This window comes from Streptomyces sp. NPDC037100 (assembly GCF_055606225.1).
The window spans coordinates 876,051-895,448 of sequence record NZ_JBVJSX010000003.1; the positions used below are offsets into that span (position 1 = coordinate 876,051).

A 19,398-nucleotide genomic window follows, 5' to 3' on the forward strand; every position below is an offset into this window, starting at 1 on the left:
TGGGAGTTTGTCGGGCTTCGGGTTACCAAGGGATGGCCACACGGCGAGCGGTTGTGAGCCGGGTGGTTTTCTCCGTCCCCTTCCATACGAGGTTTCGATGTCCCAGCGCGTCACGTCCCGTTCTTCCCGTACGTCCCAGCTCCGCACCCGTGCGACCGTGCTGGCCGCCGGCCTTGGTGTCTCGGTCGCACTGGGAGCCGGGGTCGCGTCCGCCGCCGACACCACGGCCGCGTCCGGGGCCGCCGGTGCCGTCCAGGCGCAGGCCGCCGCCCAGGCCAAGGCCGCCAAGGCCGAGGCCGCGAAGACTGAGAAGGCCGCCAAGGCCGCCGCCGCCAAGAAGGCGGCCGAGAAGAAGGCCGCTGCCAAGAAGGCGGCTGCCAAGAAGGCCAAGCCGTCCTGGGTCGACCCGGTGAAGAAGTACACGCTCTCCGCGAGCTTCGCCCAGAACGGCGGCATGTGGGCGCACAAGCACAGCGGCCAGGACTTCGCCGTGCCGAGCGGTACGCAGGTCGTCGCCGCCCACGGCGGCACCGTGGTCAAGGCCGGCGGCAACGGTGCCGGTGACGGTCCCGCGTACGGCAACGCCATCGTCATCAAGCACGGCAACGGCACGTACTCCCAGTACGCCCACCTGTCGAAGGTCAAGGTGCACATCGGCCAGATCGTCAAGACCGGCCAGGAGATAGCCAAGTCCGGCAACACCGGCAACTCCAGCGGCCCGCACCTGCACTTCGAGATCCGTACGACCCCGAACTACGGCTCGGCGGTCGACCCGGTGAAGTTCCTGCGCGCCAAGGGCGTGACGGTCTGACCCGCGTGAGCGCGCAGGCCTAGGAGCCCCCGGCTCCCCGGTGGGCCTGGGTCACCAGGTCCGTGGCGACCTCGAGGACGGCTTTGTTCTTCTCCTCGGGGTCGTCTCCCATGTCCTGGAGCAGGAACATGCCCGCGTGCAGCGTGAAGATCGCGCTGGCGCAGCGGACCTGGTCGACCAGGTCCGCGTCCGGGTCGACGATGATGTCGCGCAGACTGTGGATGCGCGCCTTGAAGGACTCGCCGATCCGCAGGTCCCGTACCGTCGCCTGGTTCTCGTGCATGAAGCGGAACAGTGGCGCCGCCTCGGCGAGCGTGTCGGCGTAGCGGCGGATGATCTCCTGCTTGGTCGCGAGGGTGGGCGGCTGCTGCCGGCCCCAGTCGATCAGGTCCTCGATCGGCTGGGTGAGGTCCTCGAAGATGCTGACGAGGATCTCTTCCTTCGTCTTGAAGTGGTAGTAGAGCGCCGCCTTGGTGACCTCCAGGTGCTCCGCGATCTCGCGCAGGGAGGTCTTCTCGTAGCCGTGCTCGGCGAAGAGTTCGAGGGCCACGTCCTGGATGCGCCGGCGGGTGTTCCCGCGGCGCCGCTGCCTGGTGCCGTCCATGGTGCCGCCCATCCTCCTACGCCGCCCGCTTTCCATAAAACTTACTTGACGCCCGGCTAGTTCCGCGGCTAGCTTCCGAGTGTAGTCACTAGCCGGTCGACAAGTAAGTAGCGGTAGCTGGGGGAGTGGGAAGCGATGGCGGACAGGACGGACACACCGGCGGCAGACGCCGCCGGGGAGAAGCAGCCCAAGAGCGTACGGGTCGTGCTGCTCGCACTGATGATCGCGATGATGCTCGCGATGCTCGACAACATGATCATCGGTACCGCCATGCCGACGATCGTCGGTGAGCTGGGCGGGCTCGAACACCTCTCCTGGGTCGTCACCGCCTACACCCTCGCGACCGCGGCCTCCACCCCGCTGTGGGGCAAGCTCGGCGACCTGTACGGCCGCAAGGGCACGTTCCTGTCGTCCATCGTGATCTTCCTGATCGGTTCCGCGCTCAGCGGCATGGCCCAGAACATGGGCGAGCTGATCGGCTTCCGCGCGGTGCAGGGCCTCGGCGCCGGCGGTCTGATGGTCGGCGTCATGGCGATCATCGGTGACCTGATCCCGCCCCGGGAGCGCGGCAAGTACCAGGGCATGATGGCCGGTGTCATGGCGCTCGCGATGATCGGCGGCCCGCTGGTCGGCGGCACGATCACCGACAACTGGGGCTGGCGCTGGGCCTTCTACATCAACCTGCCGCTCGGCGTGGTCGCGCTGATCGCCGTCAGTGCCGTGCTGCACCTGCCGAGGAAGCGCTCCAAGGCGCGGATCGACTACCTGGGCGCCGCGCTGCTGACCGTCGGCATCACCGCGATCGTGCTGGTGACGACGTGGGGCGGCACGGAGTACGCGTGGAGCTCCGCGCGGATCATGGAGCTGATCGGCATGGGGGTGGCCGCGCTGGTCGGGTTCGTGTTCTGGCAGACCCGGGCCGCGGAGCCGGTGGTGCCCCTGCACATCTTCCGCAGCCTGAACTTCACGCTGATGTCGGTCATCGGTTTCATCACCGGCTTCGTGATGTTCGGTGCCACGCTCTTCCTGCCGCTGTACCAGCAGTCCGTGCAGGGTGCTTCCGCGACCAACTCCGGGCTGCTGCTCCTGCCGATGCTCGGCGCGATGCTGGTGACCTCGATGGTCGCCGGGCGGGTGACCACGAACACCGGCAAGTACAAGGTCTTCCCGGTCGTCGGCAGCGCGCTGATGATCGTCGGGCTGTACCTGCTGTCCACGATGGACACCGGCACCTCCCGTCTGACGTCCGGCATCTTCATGGCCGTGGTCGGGCTCGGCATGGGCTGTCTGATGCAGATCACCATGCTGGTCGCGCAGAACAGCGTGGAGATGAAGGACATGGGCGTCGCGTCCTCCTCCACCACGCTGTTCCGCACCCTCGGCTCCTCCTTCGGCGTCGCGATCATGGGTGCGCTGTTCAACAACCGTGTCCAGGACGTCATGAGCGAGCGGGCCGGTGCGCTGGGCTCCAAGGTGACCGAGCAGTCGGCTCAGCTCGACGCGAAGAGCCTGCAGAAGCTGCCGGTGCTCGTCCGGGAGGCGTACCAGCACGCGGTCTCCGCCGGCACGCACTCGGCGTTCCTGCTCGGTGCCGTGGTGGCGGTGGTCGCCCTCGTGGCGGCCGTGTTCGTGAAGGAGGTGCCGCTGAAGGGAGCGGGACCGACGGCATCGGACGACGGCAAGGCGGGCGGCCCGACGGCCCAGACGCCGGTGGTCGAGCCGGTCTGACACCTCTCGGCGAAGGCCCCGGGCAGAGCTCGGGTTCACGGGGTCGTCGCAACACCACTTGGTTTCAGGTGGTGAGTAGATCACGTAGACGCTCGGCTGGGGTATCCCAGCCGAGCGTCTTGCGTGGGTGGCCGTTGAGTTCCTGGGCGACGTGTTCGAGGTCTTCGGGGCTGTGCAGGGCCCCGGGGCCTTCGCCTTGCCCGGGCCTCTGCCTCGCGTGGTGCAGGCTCCGCCGGGGCCGTCCGCCCGGGGTGACGTTCTGCCGGGCCTGCTCTGCGCGGCGCAGGACGCTGCTCGCGGCCGGGGCCGTTGTCAGACCCCCGTGCCACCATCGGTCGCATGGACAAGACGCGCCAGGTCCGGCTGGCCAAGGACGCGATGGACCGGGACTGGGCCGATCCCGGGCTCGACCTGGACACCGTCGCCGCCCACGCCGGGTACTCGCGCTACCACTTCATCCGCGCCTTCAAGGAGGCGTACGGCGAGACCCCCGGCCAGTACCTCACGCACCGCCGGATTGAACGCGCCGAGGACCTGCTGCGCACGGCGAACCTGTCGGTGACGGAGATCTGCCACCTGGTCGGTTTCAGCAGCGTCGGCACGTTCTCGGCGCGCTTCAAGACCTGGACGGGTCTCACTCCCAGCGAGTACCGGACCAAGCACGTGGGCCGGGGAGCCGCCCTCATACCCGGCTGCTACGCCATGCTCTGGGCGGGCGGCTTCCGCTCCGCACCCGGCTCCGGCGAGCAGCGCCGTTCCGGAGAGGCGAAGCAGCGCCGTTCCGAAGAAGCGAAGCAGCGCCGTTCCGAAGAGGCGAAGAAGCCGCGCCGTTCCGAAGAGGCGAAGCAGCGCAATTCCGGAGAAGCGGGCTGACACGCCCGCGGCCTACCGTGGCAGGGCAGGCACGACCGGCCGCACCGTCAGAGCAGGAGCACGCCATGATCAAGGGTCTCGCCATCTCGACCGTCTGGGTCCTCGACCAGGACCGGGCCAAGGAGTTCTACACGGAGAAACTGGGCCTGGAGGTCCGTACGGACATGACCATGGGCGAGGGCGGCATGCGCTGGCTCACGGTCGGCTCGCCGAACCAGCCCGACGTCGAGCTGACGCTGATGGTGCCCGGCGGGCCCGCGATGGACCCCGAGTCCGCCGAGATGCTCAAGAAGCTCGTGACGAAGGGCGCGCTCGGCGCGGGCGTGCTGACCACCGACGACATCCACGGCGACTACAAGAAGCTCAAGGACAGGGGCGTGGAGTTCCTTCAGGAGCCGCAGGAGCGCCCGTACGGCACGGAGGCGCTGTTCCGCGACGACTCCGGCAACTGGTTCTCCTTCACCCAGCCCCGCGAGGGCGGCCTCGACATGGACGAGGACTGGTCCTGCTGACCCCGTCGATACGGCCGGTCCCGAAGGCCAGGGAGGCTCACGAGCCCGGCAGCAAGTTCAGGAAGGCTCACGAGCCCGGCAGTAAGTCACGAGCCCGGCAGTAAGTTCAGGAAGGCTCACGAGCCCGGCAGTAAGTCACGAGCCCGGCAGTAAGTTCAGGAAGGGCTCACGAGCCCGGCAGCAAGGCCAGGAAGGCTCACGAGCCCGGCAGCTCAATAAGGCTCACGAGCCCGGCAGCATCGGGTAGCTCCCGGTGTTCGTCGGCGCGTGCTCCGGCAGCCACAGCACGGCGACCGCGCCCTCGGCCGGCAGGTGCTCGGGTGTCCCGGGGGTGCGGACGTTGCGGAAGGTCAGCCGGGCGCCCATCACCCGGGCCTGCCCGGCCGCGATGGTCAGGCCGAGCCCGTGGCCCTGCCCGGCCCGGTCCTTGCTGCCCGTGCGGAAGCGGCTCGGCCCTTCGGCGAGCAGGTCCTCGGGAAAACCCGGGCCGTGGTCGCGCACCCGGATGACCCGGCCCTCGACGCTGACCTCGATGGGCGGCTTGCCGTGCCGGGCCGCGTTGGCCAGGAGGTTGAACAGGACGCGCTCCAGGCGGCGCGGGTCGGTGGTGACCTCCGACTCGTGCACGATGCGCACCTCGATGGCGGGATCCTTGGCCGCGACCCGCCGGGCGACGAACTCTCCCAGCATGAGGTCCTGCAGCTCCGCCCGCTCGGAGGCCCCGTCCAGCCGGGCCACCTCCAGCACGTCCTCGACCAGCGTGCGCATGGCCTTCGCCCGGTCCAGCACCAGCTCGGTGGGGCGCCCGGGCGGCAGGAGTTCCGCGGCGGTCAGCAGCCCGGTCACCGGGGTGCGCAGCTCGTGCGCGATGTCGGCGGTGACCCGCCGCTCGGCCTCGATGCGCTGCCGCAGCGCGTCCGCCATGGCGTCCACCGCGCTCGCCAGGTCGTCGGTCTCGTCCCGTACGACCCCGCCCATGGCGTCCCGCACGCGCACGTCCGTCTCGCCGCCGGCGAGCTGGCCCGCCGCGATGGCCGCCTTGCGCAGCCGCCGCGAGAGGTGCCCGCCGATGAGCACTCCGAGCGCGCTGCCGCCGAGGACGACCGCGATGGACCCGATGAGCAGGGCCTGGTCGAGGTCCTGGAGGATGTCCGAGCTGCGGTCGGTGAAGCCCGAGTGCAGCGACATCACCTGCCCGTTCTTCAGCGGCACGGCGGCCCATATGTCGGGCACGTCACCGGGCCGGTCCGCCACGTAGGTCGCCCGCTGGCCCGCCTCGACCCGGTCGCGCAGCGCCTGCGGCAGATCAGGGTCATTGATCTTGGTGTTGGGGAAGTTCATCCGCCCGGACAGCTCGAAGTTGCGCTGGGCGATCATGATCCGCTCGTCGGCGAGGTCGCGCGCGTTGTCCAGCATCGAGACCCGGGCGGCGTTGTGCACCACGAGGCTCAGCGCGATCGCCACCAGCGCGCCCACCAGGGCGATGGCCGCGCTCAGCTTCCATCTGAGGCCGGTACGGATGCCCGCCCGCTCCAAGCCCGCGGCGACCAGGCGCCGGAAGTGCCCCCTCATACCCCTGCCCCTGCTCAGGCCTTCAACTTGTAGCCGAAGCCGCGGACCGTCTCGATCCGGTCCTGGCCGATCTTCTGCCGCAGCCGCTGCACATGCACGTCGACGACGCGGGTGTCCCCGCCCCAGCCGTAGTCCCAGACCCGCTCCAGCAGCTTGTCGCGGGAGAGCACCGTGCCCGGCGCGGAGGAGAACTCCAGCAGCAGCCGCATCTCGGTCGGCGTCAGGGCCACCGGCTGCCCGGCACGGCGGACCTCCATGCCCTCGGTGTCGACCTCCAGGTCGCCGAAGGCCAGCACGCCACTGCTCGCCGGGGTGTCCGGCTCCTCGCCCCGGCCGCCGCCCGCGTGCCCGAAGCGGCGCAGCACCGCGCGGATCCGGGCGACCAGGACGGCACCGTCGAACGGCTTGGTCACATAGTCGTCGGCGCCCGCCTCCAGGCCCAGCACGACGTCGATGGAGTCGGCCCGCGCCGACAGCATGATCACCGGTACGGTCGACTCGTCCCGGATCCGGCGGCACAGGCTGACCCCGTCGAGGCCGGGAACCATGACGTCCAGCAGCGCGATGTCGGGGCGGTCCGACCGGAACGCCTCCAGACCCGACAGCCCGTCGGGCATGGCGGTGACCACGAAGCCGTCCCGTTCCAGGGCGAGCTGCGTGGCCTCTCGGATGACGTCGTCGTCCTCGACGAACAGGACGTGGGTCTGGTCTGCCATCCCGGTGCTCTCTGTCCTCTGTGATCCGTGGGGGCGCGTTCCACTGCTGGACGCGTGTGCGGTTGCTGGAGATGCGTTCTACTGCTGGGACGCATGGTCCGCGCGATGCGTTCACCGAGGGATCGGTCCGAGTGTCCCGATCGGTTCACGCGGCCTTCCGCCCGCGTCAGCCCGCCGGCGCCGGCGTCGCGCTGTCGCCGGCGACCTTCCCGTAGTCGTTGTGCGTGCGGTACTTCTCGGCGAAGTGGCCGGAGGTCCATCTGTACGTGATCACGTTCTCCCCGGAGGGACTCGACACCGGGTCACCCTTGTCGTACACCTGCTTGGTCACCACCAGGTCGCCGCGGTCGATCTCCGCGTAGACCGGCGGCTCCTCGGACGTGAACACGTTCTCGTACGAGCCGTCCTGCTCGCGGTACACGTAACTGCCGACGCCCACCGCGTCACCGCAGGTCAGCACGTTGACGACGACGTCGTCCGCGGAGCCTTCGGTCAGGTTGCCGTAGGAGACGTCGACCGGGTACTCGTTGGCCACGCACGGCTTCAGCTCGCGCTTCACCTCGGGTGCGACCTTCGGGTCGTCCTTGACGAGCTCGACCGCGTTCACGGTGTCGGGCGACTTCGACGGTGCGGCGGACGGCGTCGCGGCGGCGCCCGCCACCGAGTCGGCGTGCGCCGGGCCCTCGTCACGGGCGCCGGTGCCGCCCGCACCGCAACCGGACACCAAAAGGGCGAGGGCGGTGGGCACGGCCAGGGCCGCGCTCACCGCCTGGATACTGCCCCGGGTCCGTGCAGAACCCTCGCCGGTCAGGCCGCGCACCGCTCCCGCTCCTCACGCTCCAGCGCGCGTGCGTCCAAGTCGCGGGACTCCAGCTCCTCGCGGAGCCGGGCGAGCGCCCGGTGCAGCGTGCTCTTGACCGTTCCGGCCGACATGCCGAGGGCGGCGGCCGTCTCCTCCGTGGACATCTGCTCCCAGTGTCGCAGCACCACGACACTGCGCTGCTTCGGGGCGAGGACCTTCAGGATGTCCATCAGCAGGGCGCGGTCCGCGTGCTGCTCGGTGGCGTCGTCGACCGAGGCGTCCGGGAGCTGCTCGGTCGGGACCTCCTCCAGCTTCCGCGCCCGCCACCACTCCGTGCGGGTGTTGATCATCACCCGGCGCAGGTAGGCGTCGGCCAGCCGCTTGTCCTCGATGGTCTCCCACCGGCCGTAGGTCCGTACCAGCGCCGTCTGCAGCAGGTCCTGCGCGTCCGTCGGGTCCGGGACCAGGCGGCGGGCACTGCGCAGCAGCGCGTCCTGCCGGGTGCGGACGTACTCCTCGAACTCGAGCACCTCGCCCTGCGCCATGGTGAACCGCCTCCCGTTTCCCCGTTCCGGGCCGGCTCCCCGCCGCCCGTGTACTGCCTGTGGTCTTCAGTCGTCCCGTGTCTTCCGGGAACGCATCTGAAGGTACGGAGGCGTTGTCACGGCACTGTCCGAAGCAGCCTGCGGCCAGCACTCGGCTGTCCGTCGGTTGTGTAACGGAAATCCGAACGGGGCAGGGCGGTGGGGGTGTTGAGGCCGGTTCGGGGTGATTTGTCCACCCCGAGCTCTCTTACGGGCGGCGGTCCACGGCTGTGACCTGTCTGTCCGTCAGGTCAGCGGCAGCCGGTACGAACCGCCCGCCAGCGGCTCCACCAGACCGTCGGCGACGAGGCCGTCGAGGGCGCGGGCCCGCTGCACCGGCTCGTGCCACACCCGGTCCAGGGCCGCCTGGGGTACGGGCCCGTGGGCCTCCCGCAGCACGGCGAGCAGCCGCCCGCGCACCTGCCGGTCGGTGCCCGCGTAGGTCTGACCCCGGCGCGGCGGCCCGTCGTGCTCCGGCTTGCCCGCCAGCCGCCACGCGCACTGCGCGGCGATCGGGCAGCGGTGACACGCCTCGCTCTTCGCCGTGCACACCAGCGCGCCCAGCTCCATGGAGGCGGCGGCCCAGCGGGCGGCGGTCGGCTCGTCCTCGGGCAGCAGCGCGCGGGCCAGCTTGCGCTCGGCGGCGGTGGTGGCGTTCGGCGGGTACTGCACACCGGTGACCGCGCGGGCGAAGACCCGCCGCACGTTGGTGTCCAGCACCGGGTGCCGCTGCCCGTAGGCGAAGGAGGCGACGGCGGCGGCCGTGTACTCGCCGATGCCGGGCAGCGCCAGCAGCTGGGCGTGGTCGGCCGGTACGTCACCGCCGTGCCGTTCCGTTATGGCGACGGCGGCGCCGTGCAGCCGCAGCGCGCGGCGGGGGTATCCGAGCCGCCCCCAGGCGCGAACGGCCTCGCCGGGCGCCTCCTTGGCCAGGTCGGCCGGGCGCGGCCAGCGCTCCAGCCACTGCTCGTAGACGGGCAGAACACGGCTCACCGGGGTCTGCTGCAGCATGAACTCGCTGACCATCACCCCCCACGCCCCGGCCTCGGGACGCCGCCACGGCAGGTCACGGGCGTGTTCGTCGAACCAGTCGATGACGGGGGAGTGCAGGTTCTCCCCGGGGGCCGGGCCGGAGGGGGTGCCGGAGGGGGAGGAGGGGGAGGCGGCGGTCGGGTGCGGGGGTTTCGTGGGAGCAGTCATGGCCTCTCGATGGTGCCACGCAGAGGCCCCTGTTCGGGCATACCGCCACCCGTGAAGAAGACAGTCACCTGACGATCGACAGCAGTGCGGGCGGGTCGGGCGCTTGTAGCGTCAGCCGCATGGAACGTCCTGGCCCGGCCTCTGTCGCCCGTGGCGCCCTCCTGTGGGCCGCCTTCGCCGTCCCGGCGCTGACGGCGGACCGGGTCGGGCTGAACGAGCCGCGGCCGGGCTGGCAGCAGGCGGTCGGCGTGGTCGTGCTGGCCGGGGCCGCCGCTGTGTCCCGGCGGCTGCCCCTGGTTGCCTTCGGGCTGGTGGCAGTCTTGAGTCTCGCCGCCGCCCCGGCCCTGTTCACCGTCTCCTACGGCCCCGCCCTCGGCGTGTGCGCACTGTTGCTCGGGCTGCGGGCGGGCCGGGCACGCCCGGCCCTGGCGTGCTTCGCGGCCGTCGGCTGCGCGGGCGCCGCGCGAAGCGCGCTCGTCGGGGTCGACCCGGCCCCCGAGTGCCTCGTCTTGGCAGGCACGCTGCTCTTCGGCTGTGTCTTTCCCTGGCTCGGCGGGCGCTACTGGCGGCAGAGCCGCGAGCTGGCCGAGGCGGGGTGGCTGCGCGCCGCCCGGCTGGAGGACGAGGCCCGCTTCGCCGAGGAGCGGGCCCGGCTGCGCGAACGGGCCCGGATCGCCCAGGACATGCACGATTCCCTCGGCCACGAGCTGAGCCTCATCGCCCTGCGCGCGGGTGCCCTCCAGGTCGCCCACGGCCTCGGCGACGAACACCGGGCCGCGGCGGCCGACCTGCGCGCGGCCGCCGCCGACGCCACCGACCGGCTGCACCGCATCATCGGCGTTCTGCGCGAGGACGACGACGAGCCGGTGCCGCTGACACCGGCAGGCGAGACCCTGGAGCAACTCGTCACCCGCGCGGCCGAGTCGGGTCTCCCCGTGCGCTGGGTGCCTGCCGGACACGCCCCGCCCGCGGACCCCGGCGACGTCGCCGAGCGGCTGTTGCACCGCGTGACCCGGGAGGCACTGACCAACGCGGCACGGCACGCACCGGGTGCCCCCGTGGTCGTGGCGGTCACCGGACGCGCCGCGGGCACCTCCGTCACGATCACCAGCGGCCGGGCGACACAGGAGGGTTCCCCGCCTTCCGGAGGCGGTACGGGCCTGCTCGGGCTGCGGGCCGCGGTGACCTCGGTCGGCGGGGAGTTCGAGGCGGGCCGTCACCCAGAGGGCTTCCGGGTGCGGGCGTACGTCCCCCGGCAGCGGACCGCCGTCACACCTCCGCGCCCCGCCCGGGCTCCGTTCACCGAGGTCCGCCGCCGGGGCGCCATCGGCCTCGGTGCCGCGACCGGCGTGGGCATCGTGCTCGTCGGCGCCGCCTTCGGCTGGTACGCGTACGCCGAGACCCACTCGGTGCTCGAACCGGCCGCGTACGCGGAACTTCGCCTGGGTGCCCCCGCCGCCGAGGTCGAGCGCGTGCTGCCCGATCGTGATGTCAATGACCCACCCGGCGACCGGGCTCCCGTTCCGCCCGGTGGAGCCGAGTGCCGCTACTACCGCGCGAGCGGCGAACTGTTCGTCTCCGTCGACCACTTCAGACTGTGCTTCGAGGCCGGGCGGCTGGTCGCCAAGGACGTGGTCCCCGGGGTCGCCCCGTCGGGCGAAGGCCGGGAAGAGCAGGAGGAGTTCGCACGGTGAGCACAGGGGACGCGAGCGGGGCACCGATCCGGGTGCTGCTGGCCGACGACGAGGCGATGGTCCGGGCAGGGGTGTCCGCCATCCTGGGCAGTGGCGGAGGGACGGAGGTCGTCGCCGAGGCGGGTGACGGGCGCGAGGCGGTCGAGCTGGCCCGCGCGCACCGCCCGGACGTTGCCCTGCTGGACATCCGCATGCCCCGCCTGGACGGCCTCGGGGCGGCGGAGGAGATCGTGCGGTCCGTGCCCGGCACGGCCGTCGCGATGCTCACCACCTTCTCCGAGGGCGCCTACGTGACCCGCGCCCTCGGCGGTGGCGCCACCGGCTTCCTGCTGAAGTCCGGGGATCCGTACGAACTCGTGGCGGGCGTGCGGGCGGTGGCCGCAGGTGCCGCGTTCCTCTCGCCCAAGGTGGCCCGGTACGTCATCGACGAGGGGCTCGGTGGCGGGCGCCTCACCCGCGAGGCTCGGGCACGCGCGCGGGTGGCGGTCCTGAGCCCCCGTGAGCGCGAGGTGCTCGGCCTGGTCGGCGCAGGCCTGTCCAACCCGGAGATCGCTGCCCGGCTGCACCTGGTCGAGGGCACGGTGAAGGCCTACGTCAGCGCGGTCCTGGACCGGCTGGGCGTACGCAACCGGGTGCAGGCGGCGATCGTGGCGTACGAGGCGGGGCTGGTGGAGCAGTGAGCGACCGGGGGCTCGCGGTGTCCGTCGGTGGAGGACGTGAGACCGGACGGCCGTGTGGGCGCGCACCGCTCGACCACGCGCGCATGGCCCGCGGCTCAGCGGCGCGTGTGCGGAGCGGCTGAGCGGCGCGTGTGCGGAGCGGCTGAGCGGCGTGTGTGCGGCGCGGCTGAGCGGCGCGTGTGCGTCCCGGCCCGGCTGTGCGCCGTGCGTCCCGGCTCACCGGCGCGCGGCCGTCTCGTACGACGCGACGAGCGCCGGGCCCGGCCCCAGCACCCACCGCACCGCCGGTGCCGACGAGGTGCGCAGGGCTCGGGTCAGCCGCGTCATCGGCTCGGCGCCCAGCCGTACGGCGACGAGGGCGACGACTGTGCCGAGCCCGAGGCCCGCCATGACGTCGTGCGGGTAGTGCACGCCGACGAAGACCCTGGAGAGGGCCATGAGAAGGGCGAGCGGGGCGGTCAGCCACAGCAGCGCACGCCGGACCAGGGCCAGGGCGACCGCCGACGCGCCCGCGATCGTGGCGTGGTTGGACGGGAAGGACCAGTCGCCGTGCGGGGGGCATTCGGCCAGCGACACGGCCGCATCGGCCACCGCCCGGCACGGACGTTCCTCCGTGACCACGGACTTGAGGACCTCACTGCACACATAGGCCGCAGCAGTGGCCAGAGGTGCGAGGACCGCTGTCGCGAAGGCGTGGGGACTGTCGCGGCGGGCGCGCCACCAGCCGGCGGCGAACAGCGCGACGAAGACGAGCAGTCCGGCCTCCGTCCATGTCCTGGCTCCGTGTTGCACCCACGACGGGGTGGTGTGGGCGAAGTCGGTGATGTCGCGGTAGAGCGTCGTGTCCTGGAAGGTCATGGTCACGGACGGTAGGCGAAGGGCCAGTTCCGTCACACCCAGCGATCGTCATGCCGCACACCTGACGAAAGACGGGGGTGGGAACGCGATTTCCGGGATGATGATCCGGAAAAGTTGTCGCTCCAGCGGCGGGTGGGACGGGCCGGCGTGCCGATCTCTCGTAAGGTTTGCGCCGTGGGATCTCTGCGCAATCCGGTCGGGCCGCTTCCCTCCTCCATCTACTGGCGTCGGAGGGTCGTACTGGTGTCTGTGGTCGCCGTGTTGGCGCTGCTGACCACCTGGATCGTGATGATGGGCGGCGGGGGCGGCAAGGACCGTGACAACGGCGCCAACGGCAAGAATCCCGCGCCTTCCATCACGCCCGGTCCTTCGAGTTCCGGTCCGGCCATCAGCCAAGCACCCGGCGGGCGCGACGAGTCGGGCGGTGGCGGCTCCGGCGGCTCGTCGTCCGGCTCGGGCGACGGTTCGGGCGACGGTTCGGGCGACTCCGGTGACGGCTCGGGGAACGGGTCGGGAGACGGTGCCGGATCCGGCGGCGGTTCCGGCTCCGGCGGCTCCGAGGGGGCGGGCGGTGACGGCGGCTCGGGGAGCGGCGCCACCGCGGGCGGCGTCGGCGCGGGCGACACCCTGCCGGCCGGCTCCACCCTCCCCAACTGCACCGCGAGCGCGGTCAAGTTCAGCCTGCGCAGCCGGCACAACACCTACGACCCCGAGCAGACGCCCACGTTCCTGCTGACCGCACGGAACGTCTCCGGCAGCGACTGCAAGATCGATCTCGGGCCGAAGAACGCGGTGTTCACCATCGCCCCGGCGAGCAGCGACGACGACTACTGGTCCTCCGAGGACTGCCCCAAGGCCGCCGCGCACCAGCTGTACCGGGTCGCCGCCGGCAGCGGCATCACCTACACCGTGAAGTGGGACCGCAAGCCGAGCGCTCCCGAGTGCGCCACGCCTCCCGCGGGCTCGGCCGGGGCGGGCACGTACCTGGTGGAAGCCAAGGCTCCGGGCTTTGCGAAGGTGCAGACGTCGTTCGTGCTCTCGGCCGACTAGGTTCCGGCGCAGAGGCCGGCGCAGAACCCGGCGCAGAGGCCGGGAGAGAGGCCGGGTCAGACGCCGGCAGAGAGGCCGAGCAGAAGAGACGGTCGCGGGAACGTCCGAGGGCGGTACCCCTTGCCGGGTACCGCCCTCAGCCGTTGCGGCAAGGTGTCCTGCGCGCTAGACGTACCGCTCCAGGATCGACGACTCCGCCAGGCGCGACAGGCCCTCGCGGACGCTGCGCGCCCTGGCCTCGCCCACGCCGTCCACCGTCTGCAGGTCGTCGACGCTCGCGGCGAGCAGCTTCTGCAGCCCGCCGAAGTGCTCGACCAGGCGGTCGATGATCGCGCCGGGGAGCCGGGGCACCTTGGCCAGCAGGCGGAACCCGCGCGGGGAAACCGCCGAGTCCAGTGTCTCGGGCGCGCCGGTGTAGCCCAACGCCCGAGCCACCGTGGACATTTCGAGAAGCTCGGCGTGGCTGAGGGCGTCGAGTTCGGCGAGGGCCTCGTCGACCGTGCGGGAGCGCTTGGCCGTGGGCTCGGGGACGTAGTCCCGCACGACCAGCTCGCGCTCGGGCTCCACGCCCGCGATCAACTCGTCGAGCTGGAGGGCCAGCAGCCGGCCGTCCGTGCCCAGCTCCACCACGTACTCGGCGATCTCCGTGGCGATGCGGCGGACCATCTCCAGGCGCTGGGCGACCGCCGAGACGTCCCGGACGGTCACCAGGTCCTCGATCTCCAGCGCCGACAGTGTGCCCGCGACCTCGTCGAGGCGCAGCTTGTAGCGCTCCAGGGTGGCGAGCGCCTGGTTGGCGCGGGACAGGATCGCCGCCGAGTCCTCCAGGACGCGGCGCTGACCGTCGACGTACAGGGCGATCAGCCGCATCGACTGGGAGACGGAGACCACCGGGAAGCCGACCTGCTTGCTGACGCGGTCCGCGGTGCGGTGCCGGGTTCCCGTCTCCTCCGTGGGGATCGTCGGGTCCGGGACCAGCTGCACGCCGGCGCGCAGGATCTTCGACAGGTCCGAGGACAGCACGATGCCGCCGTCCAGCTTGCACAGCTCGCGCAGACGGGTCGCGGTGAACTCGACGTCCAGCACGAAACCGCCGCTGCACAGCGCCTCGACCGTCTTGTCGGAGCCGAGCACGATGAGCCCGCCGGTGTTGCCGCGGAGTACCCGCTCCAGGCCGTCACGCAGGGCGGTGCCGGGTGCCACGGCGCTCAGGGAGGCGCGCATCAGGCCATCGGTACCGGCACTCCCGCCGGACTTTCCGGGAGCCGATGCCCGGTCGTTGGCTGCCACTGCACTCCTCCGGTCGCAGGTTCTGGGCGCCCCCGTGTCGCGCGCTCGGTTCGCACGGACGGGCGAGACCAGGGCAAAGTCTACCGGCGACCCTCCTCGTCCTGTGGGGCCTCTCGGCGACGGGAGCGGGGAAGGACCCGCAGGGCGTCCCCTATGTCCGCGACTTCCAGGACCTTCATGCCCGGCGGGACCTTGCCCGGATCGGCCGGTACCAGGGCATGTGTGAAGCCCAGACGGTGGGCTTCCGCCAGTCTGCGCTGCACGCCCGTGACGCGTCTCACCTCGCCCGCGAGGCCCACTTCCCCGATCGCGACGAGGTTCTTCGGGAGAGGTGTGTCACTCGCCGCACTCGCCAGGGCGAGGGCGACGGCCAGGTCGGCGGCCGGCTCCGAGAGTTTCACACCGCCGACCGTCGCGGAGTAGATGTCCCTTTTGCCCAAGGCGCTGATCCGCCCGCGCTGTTCCAGCACCGCGAGCATCATCGAGACGCGGGAGGTCTCCAGGCCCGAGGTGGTGCGGCGCGGGGAGGGGATCTGCGAGTCGACCGTGAGCGCCTGGACCTCGGCGACCAGCGGGCGGCGGCCCTCCAGGGTGACGGTCAGGCAGGTGCCCGGGACCGGTTCGGCACGGCGGGTCAGGAAGAGCCCGCTCGGGTCGGCGAGACCCGTGATGCCCTCGTCGTGCAGCTCGAAGCAGCCGACCTCGTCGGTGGTGCCGTAACGGTTCTTGACGCCGCGCACCAGACGCAGGCGGGCGTGCCGGTCGCCCTCGAAGGACAGGACGACGTCCACGAGGTGCTCCAGCAGGCGCGGGCCCGCGATCGCGCCGTCCTTGGTGACATGGCCCACCAGCAGCGTGGACATGCCGCGTTCCTTGGAGGCCCGGATGAGCGCGCCGGCGACCTCCCGCACCTGGGCCATGCCGCCGGGCGCGCCGTCGATCTCGGGGGAGGCCACCGTCTGCACCGAGTCCATGATCAGCAGCGACGGCTTCACCGCGTCCAAGTGGCCCAGTACCGCGGCCAGATCCGTCTCGGCCGCCAAATAGAGGTGGTCGTCGATGGCGCCGATGCGGTCGGCGCGCAGCCGGACCTGGCTCGCCGACTCCTCGCCCGTGACGTACAGCGTGCGGTGCTCGTCGCTCGCGGACTTGGCCGCGACGTCGAGCAGCAGCGTGGACTTGCCGACCCCCGGCTCGCCCGCGACCAGCACCACCGCGCCGGGCACCAGCCCGCCGCCGAGCACGCGGTCCAGCTCGGGAACGCCGGTGGGGCGGGCGGTGGCCTGCCGTCCGTCCACCTGGCCGATGGGCAGGGCGGAGGTGGTGACCCGGCCCGGTGCCGTCGTACGCACCGCGGGCGCGCCGTACTCCTCGACCGTCCCCCAGGCCTGGCACTCGGGGCAGCGGCCGAGCCACTTCGCGGTCTGCCAGCCGCACTCCGTGCAGCGGTAGGACGGGCGGTCCTTGGTGGTCTTCGTACGGGCAGCCATGGACGGAACCGTAGCCGCAGGCACTGACATCGCGGGGACCGGCCGCCGGCGGCCGGCTGCGCGCCAGGGGTTCGCCACCCGTGCCGGCGGCGGAACAACACCCGGCGGCCGGCTGTGCGCCAGGGGTTCGCCACCCCGTGCCGGCGGCGGAACAACCGGTTCATGTCCCCGATTGAGGGATCGTTTCACCCGTACGGATTAAATGTGCTCAAGCCGCCGGAAGGTGCCACTCCCGGCCCCCTACGGTCGCCGAATGATGAGCAGTACTCCGGAGATCTCGACCCGCTCGACCCGCACGGCCGGCGCACATCGGGCGCACCGGGAAGCGCGCGACCGCGGAGCGGCGCGCACGCTGGCGCAGCGGCCGCCCGCGCGCTACGAGCCGTACCTGGACGGCCTGTTCACCTACTGCCTGTCGGTGCTGTGCGACCACGAGGCCGCGACCACCGCCCTGGGCGACGTCCTCGCACTCGCCGAACGCCGCGGCCGTCAGGCCCCCGGGGCACCCGCGGACCGCAGGGCCTGGCTGTACGCGCTGGCCCGCTGGGCATGCCTGCGCAAGCTGGCCGAGGCCAAGCAGAAACGTCTGAGCAGCCACGCGGCGGGCCGCACCGCCCGGCAGCGCGCCGACCGTCCGGCCGCCCCGGTCCCCTCCGAGGAGGTCCAGGAGCGGCGCCGTCGCGAACTGGCCCTGCTGGCCTGGCCGGAGGCCGCCGGCACCACCCCGGAGCAGCGCGAGGCGCTCGAGCTGGCCGTGCGCCACCACCTCGCCGCCCACGAGGTCGCCGCCGTCCTCGGCATGGACCTGGCCGCCGCCCGCGATCTGCTCGCCTCCGCCGCGTGCGAGGTGGAACGCACGCGTGCGGCCCTCGCCGTGGTCGAGACCGGGGCGTGTCCGAGCGTCGCGCACCTCATCGGCGACGACCGGCTCGTGCTCGGCACGGCCCTGCGCCGCGAACTGGTGCGGCACGTCGACGACTGCCCGCGCTGCCGCCGCACCGCCGAGCGCGCCATCCCCGGCCGCTGGCCCGGCACCAGCGTCACGCCCGCCGAGCTGCCCGTCCTGCCGGCGCCCCGCGCGGCCGTGCACATCGCCATGGCCCACCACCCCCGCGCGCGGAACGCCGCTCCCCGCTTCGACCGGCGGGGCTTCCCGATGGACCCCAAGGACCACGCCGCCCGAAGAGACCGCCTCCGCGCGCGTGCCGTCACCACGACCGTCGTCGCCACCGTCGTGGCCGCCCCCGTGCTGGCCCTGTGGGCCGCCTACCGGGGCACCCCGATCGGCGAAGGCCAGGACGGCCGCTCGGCCTCCGCGCTCGAGGTGGACGACTCGTTCGCCCTGGACGGTGAGATGGCGGGCGGCGGGTACGAGAACACGGGTAACGCGAGCACGCGCCCGGGGCCCCGCTTCGGCAAGGACGGCAAGGCCGACGTCTCCGTGGAGGTCCTCGGCGTCGCCGGCGCCGGCCGCACGAGCGCCCTGGAGGTCACGGCCGGCAACAGCGGCGACACCACCCTCGTCACCCTGACCGCCGACGGTCAGACCCCGGTCCGCTGGTCGGCGTCCACGGGAGCCCCGTGGCTCTACCTCAGCCAGTCCTCGGGAACGCTCCGGCCCGGCGAGTCGCTGACGATCAAGGTGTACGTCGACCATCTGCGGGAGCCCGCCGGCCCCTGGCACGCGCAGGTGGCGGTGGCGCCGGGGGACGCCGTCGTCCACATCGAGGGCTACGGCACCGCACCCACACCCTCCGGCCCGGACCCCCGCCCCAGCGACCCGGGCGACCCGGTGCCGCCCCACCCCGACCCGACGCCCACGACCGCCGCCCCGGACCCCGATCCGACGCCGACCACCCCGCCCCCGTCGACCGACCCGGATCCCACACCCACCCCGACGGACCCGGGCCCGACCGACCCGGAGGACTCGACGCCCCCGTCCTCGGACAGCGGCGACCCGAGCGCGGTCACGTCGTAGCGGCCCCCCGACCCTGCGGACTCGACGCCCCGTCCTCGGACAGCGGCGGCCCGAGCGCGGTCACGTCGTAGCCGGCCCCTCAGGCCCCGGGGCTCGCCGGATGCGCGGGATCCGCGGGATGCGGTGCCAGCAGCGGCAGCTGCGAGGCCAGCCGCTCCTCGCACAGCTCGACCAGCCGGTCGTAACCGGCCTTGCCCATCAGCTCGATCAGCTCCGGCCGGTAGGAGACGTAGACGGGATCGCCCGCGCCGTGCGCCGAGGTCGCCGACGTGCACCACCAGTGCAGGTCGTGGCCGCCCGGGCCCCAGCCGCGCCGGTCGTACTCACCGATGGACACCTGCAGCACGCGCGTGTCGTCGGGCCGGTCGATCCACTCGTACGTCCGCCGCACCGGCAGCTGCCAGCACACGTCCGGCTTGGTCTCCAGCGGCTCGCGGCCCTCCTTCAGGGCGAGGATGTGCAGCGAGCAGCCCATGCCGCCCTCGAATCCGGGCCGGTTCTGGAAGATGCACGAGCCCTGGAAGGGCCGCGTCTGCCGCTCGCCGTCCTCGTCCTCGGAGACCCAGCCGCCCCGCGTGCCCTCGGCGTGGTGCTGCCAGATGTCCGGCGTGAGCCTGGCCACATGCTCGGCGACGCGCTTCTCGTCGTCCTCGTCGGAGAAGTGGGCACCCAACGTGCAGCACCCGTCGTCCGCGCGGCCCGCCTGGATGCCCTGGCAGCCGCTGCCGAAGATGCAGTTCCAGCGAGAGGTCAGCCATGTCAGATCGCAGCGGAAGACCTGCTCGTCGTCCGCCGGATCAGGAAACTCCACCCACGCGCGAGCGAAGTCGAGGCCCTTCTCGTCGGAGTCCACGACAGCCGGTGATTTGTCGCGCTTCGCCTTTTTCGTCTTTGGCACGTGTCCAGAGTACGGGTCCGGGTACGGGCCTTGTACCCCAGCCGAGGACGGCGGACGG

The 19,398-nt window shown here is 72.2% G+C and carries 18 protein-coding genes and 1 pseudogene; 8 read left to right on the top strand and 11 right to left on the bottom strand.

From position 1 onward, the window contains the following. Positions 1–97 precede the first annotated feature (97 nt). Positions 98–811, top strand: a complete 714-nt coding sequence (locus tag ACZ7EG_RS14055; RefSeq protein ID WP_471076925.1) for a M23 family metallopeptidase — start codon at positions 98–100, stop codon at positions 809–811. 19 nt (positions 812–830) lie between these two features. Here ACZ7EG_RS14055 and ACZ7EG_RS14060 read toward each other — a convergent pair whose 3' ends face one another. Next, on the bottom strand, positions 831–1,427 hold the full coding sequence (locus tag ACZ7EG_RS14060; RefSeq protein ID WP_471076928.1) for a TetR/AcrR family transcriptional regulator: 597 nt from the start codon (positions 1,425–1,427) through the stop codon (positions 831–833). A gap of 123 nt (positions 1,428–1,550) precedes the next feature. On the opposite strand from ACZ7EG_RS14060, the gene ACZ7EG_RS14065 reads away from it, so the two are divergent. After that, entirely contained in the window at positions 1,551–3,143 is a 1,593-nt protein-coding gene (locus ACZ7EG_RS14065; RefSeq protein WP_471076931.1) for an MDR family MFS transporter, read from the top strand. Positions 3,144–3,207: 64 nt separating this feature from the next. Here ACZ7EG_RS14065 and ACZ7EG_RS14070 read toward each other — a convergent pair. After that, positions 3,208–3,324 (bottom strand): annotated as a pseudogene (locus ACZ7EG_RS14070) (IS30 family transposase); the annotation flags it as partial. A 158-nt stretch (positions 3,325–3,482) separates the two neighbouring features. On the opposite strand from ACZ7EG_RS14070, the gene ACZ7EG_RS14075 reads away from it, so the two are divergent. After that, positions 3,483–4,016: a helix-turn-helix transcriptional regulator gene (locus tag ACZ7EG_RS14075; protein ID WP_471076934.1), complete on the top strand. Its 534-nt coding sequence runs from the start codon at positions 3,483–3,485 to the stop codon at positions 4,014–4,016. Between the two features lie 65 nt (positions 4,017–4,081). Further along, complete coding sequence (locus ACZ7EG_RS14080) at positions 4,082–4,528, top strand: VOC family protein (RefSeq protein ID WP_471076937.1); 447 nt, start codon at positions 4,082–4,084, stop codon at positions 4,526–4,528. Positions 4,529–4,750: 222 nt separating this feature from the next. Here ACZ7EG_RS14080 and cseC read toward each other — a convergent pair whose 3' ends face one another. The 5 genes from cseC to ACZ7EG_RS14105 all read right to left on the bottom strand — a co-directional run bounded on the left by cseC (position 4,751) and on the right by ACZ7EG_RS14105 (position 9,402). Next, entirely contained in the window at positions 4,751–6,100 is a 1,350-nt protein-coding gene (gene cseC, locus ACZ7EG_RS14085) for a two-component system sensor histidine kinase CseC (protein ID WP_471076940.1), read from the bottom strand. Between the two features lie 14 nt (positions 6,101–6,114). Beyond that, complete coding sequence (gene cseB / locus ACZ7EG_RS14090) at positions 6,115–6,816, bottom strand: two-component system response regulator CseB (protein ID WP_471076943.1); 702 nt, start codon at positions 6,814–6,816, stop codon at positions 6,115–6,117. 166 nt (positions 6,817–6,982) lie between these two features. Next, positions 6,983–7,636, bottom strand: a complete 654-nt coding sequence (locus ACZ7EG_RS14095) for a hypothetical protein (protein ID WP_471076946.1) — start codon at positions 7,634–7,636, stop codon at positions 6,983–6,985. Further along, positions 7,624–8,163 carry a SigE family RNA polymerase sigma factor gene (locus tag ACZ7EG_RS14100; protein ID WP_030251439.1) on the bottom strand — a complete coding sequence of 180 codons (540 nt, stop codon included), beginning with the start codon at positions 8,161–8,163 and terminating at the stop codon, positions 7,624–7,626. The genes ACZ7EG_RS14095 and ACZ7EG_RS14100 overlap by 13 nt, the downstream gene beginning before the upstream one ends. A gap of 285 nt (positions 8,164–8,448) precedes the next feature. Next, entirely contained in the window at positions 8,449–9,402 is a 954-nt protein-coding gene (locus tag ACZ7EG_RS14105) for an HhH-GPD family protein (RefSeq protein ID WP_471076949.1), read from the bottom strand. A 119-nt stretch (positions 9,403–9,521) separates the two neighbouring features. Here ACZ7EG_RS14105 and ACZ7EG_RS14110 point away from each other — a divergent pair, with 119 nt between their 5' ends. Together ACZ7EG_RS14110 and ACZ7EG_RS14115 are read left to right on the top strand one after the other, a co-directional pair. Further along, complete coding sequence (locus tag ACZ7EG_RS14110; protein WP_471076952.1) at positions 9,522–11,096, top strand: sensor histidine kinase; 1,575 nt, start codon at positions 9,522–9,524, stop codon at positions 11,094–11,096. Positions 11,097–11,152: 56 nt separating this feature from the next. After that, positions 11,153–11,776 (top strand): response regulator, encoded by a 624-nt coding sequence (locus tag ACZ7EG_RS14115; protein ID WP_471077097.1) that lies wholly within the window; start codon positions 11,153–11,155, stop codon positions 11,774–11,776. 216 nt (positions 11,777–11,992) lie between these two features. Here ACZ7EG_RS14115 and ACZ7EG_RS14120 read toward each other — a convergent pair whose 3' ends face one another. Next, the gene (locus tag ACZ7EG_RS14120; RefSeq protein ID WP_471076955.1) at positions 11,993–12,634 is read right to left on the bottom strand and encodes a phosphatase PAP2 family protein; all 642 of its coding nucleotides are present in this window, start codon (positions 12,632–12,634) and stop codon (positions 11,993–11,995) included. Between the two features lie 174 nt (positions 12,635–12,808). On the opposite strand from ACZ7EG_RS14120, the gene ACZ7EG_RS14125 reads away from it, so the two are divergent. Further along, positions 12,809–13,684 carry a hypothetical protein gene (locus ACZ7EG_RS14125; protein ID WP_471076958.1) on the top strand — a complete coding sequence of 292 codons (876 nt, stop codon included), beginning with the start codon at positions 12,809–12,811 and terminating at the stop codon, positions 13,682–13,684. Positions 13,685–13,849: 165 nt separating this feature from the next. Here the strand turns inward: ACZ7EG_RS14125 and disA are convergent, their stop codons facing one another. Then, entirely contained in the window at positions 13,850–14,974 is a 1,125-nt protein-coding gene (gene disA, locus ACZ7EG_RS14130; protein WP_361949538.1) for a DNA integrity scanning diadenylate cyclase DisA, read from the bottom strand. 80 nt (positions 14,975–15,054) lie between these two features. Beyond that, complete coding sequence (radA, locus tag ACZ7EG_RS14135) at positions 15,055–16,464, bottom strand: DNA repair protein RadA (protein WP_104783371.1); 1,410 nt, start codon at positions 16,462–16,464, stop codon at positions 15,055–15,057. 253 nt (positions 16,465–16,717) lie between these two features. Here radA and ACZ7EG_RS14140 point away from each other — a divergent pair, with 253 nt between their 5' ends. Then, the gene (locus tag ACZ7EG_RS14140) at positions 16,718–18,442 is read left to right on the top strand and encodes a BACON domain-containing protein (RefSeq protein WP_471076963.1); all 1,725 of its coding nucleotides are present in this window, start codon (positions 16,718–16,720) and stop codon (positions 18,440–18,442) included. 79 nt (positions 18,443–18,521) lie between these two features. Here ACZ7EG_RS14140 and ACZ7EG_RS14145 read toward each other — a convergent pair whose 3' ends face one another. Next, on the bottom strand, positions 18,522–19,340 hold the full coding sequence (locus ACZ7EG_RS14145) for a DUF3109 family protein (protein WP_471076966.1): 819 nt from the start codon (positions 19,338–19,340) through the stop codon (positions 18,522–18,524). Positions 19,341–19,398: the final 58 nt, after the last annotated feature.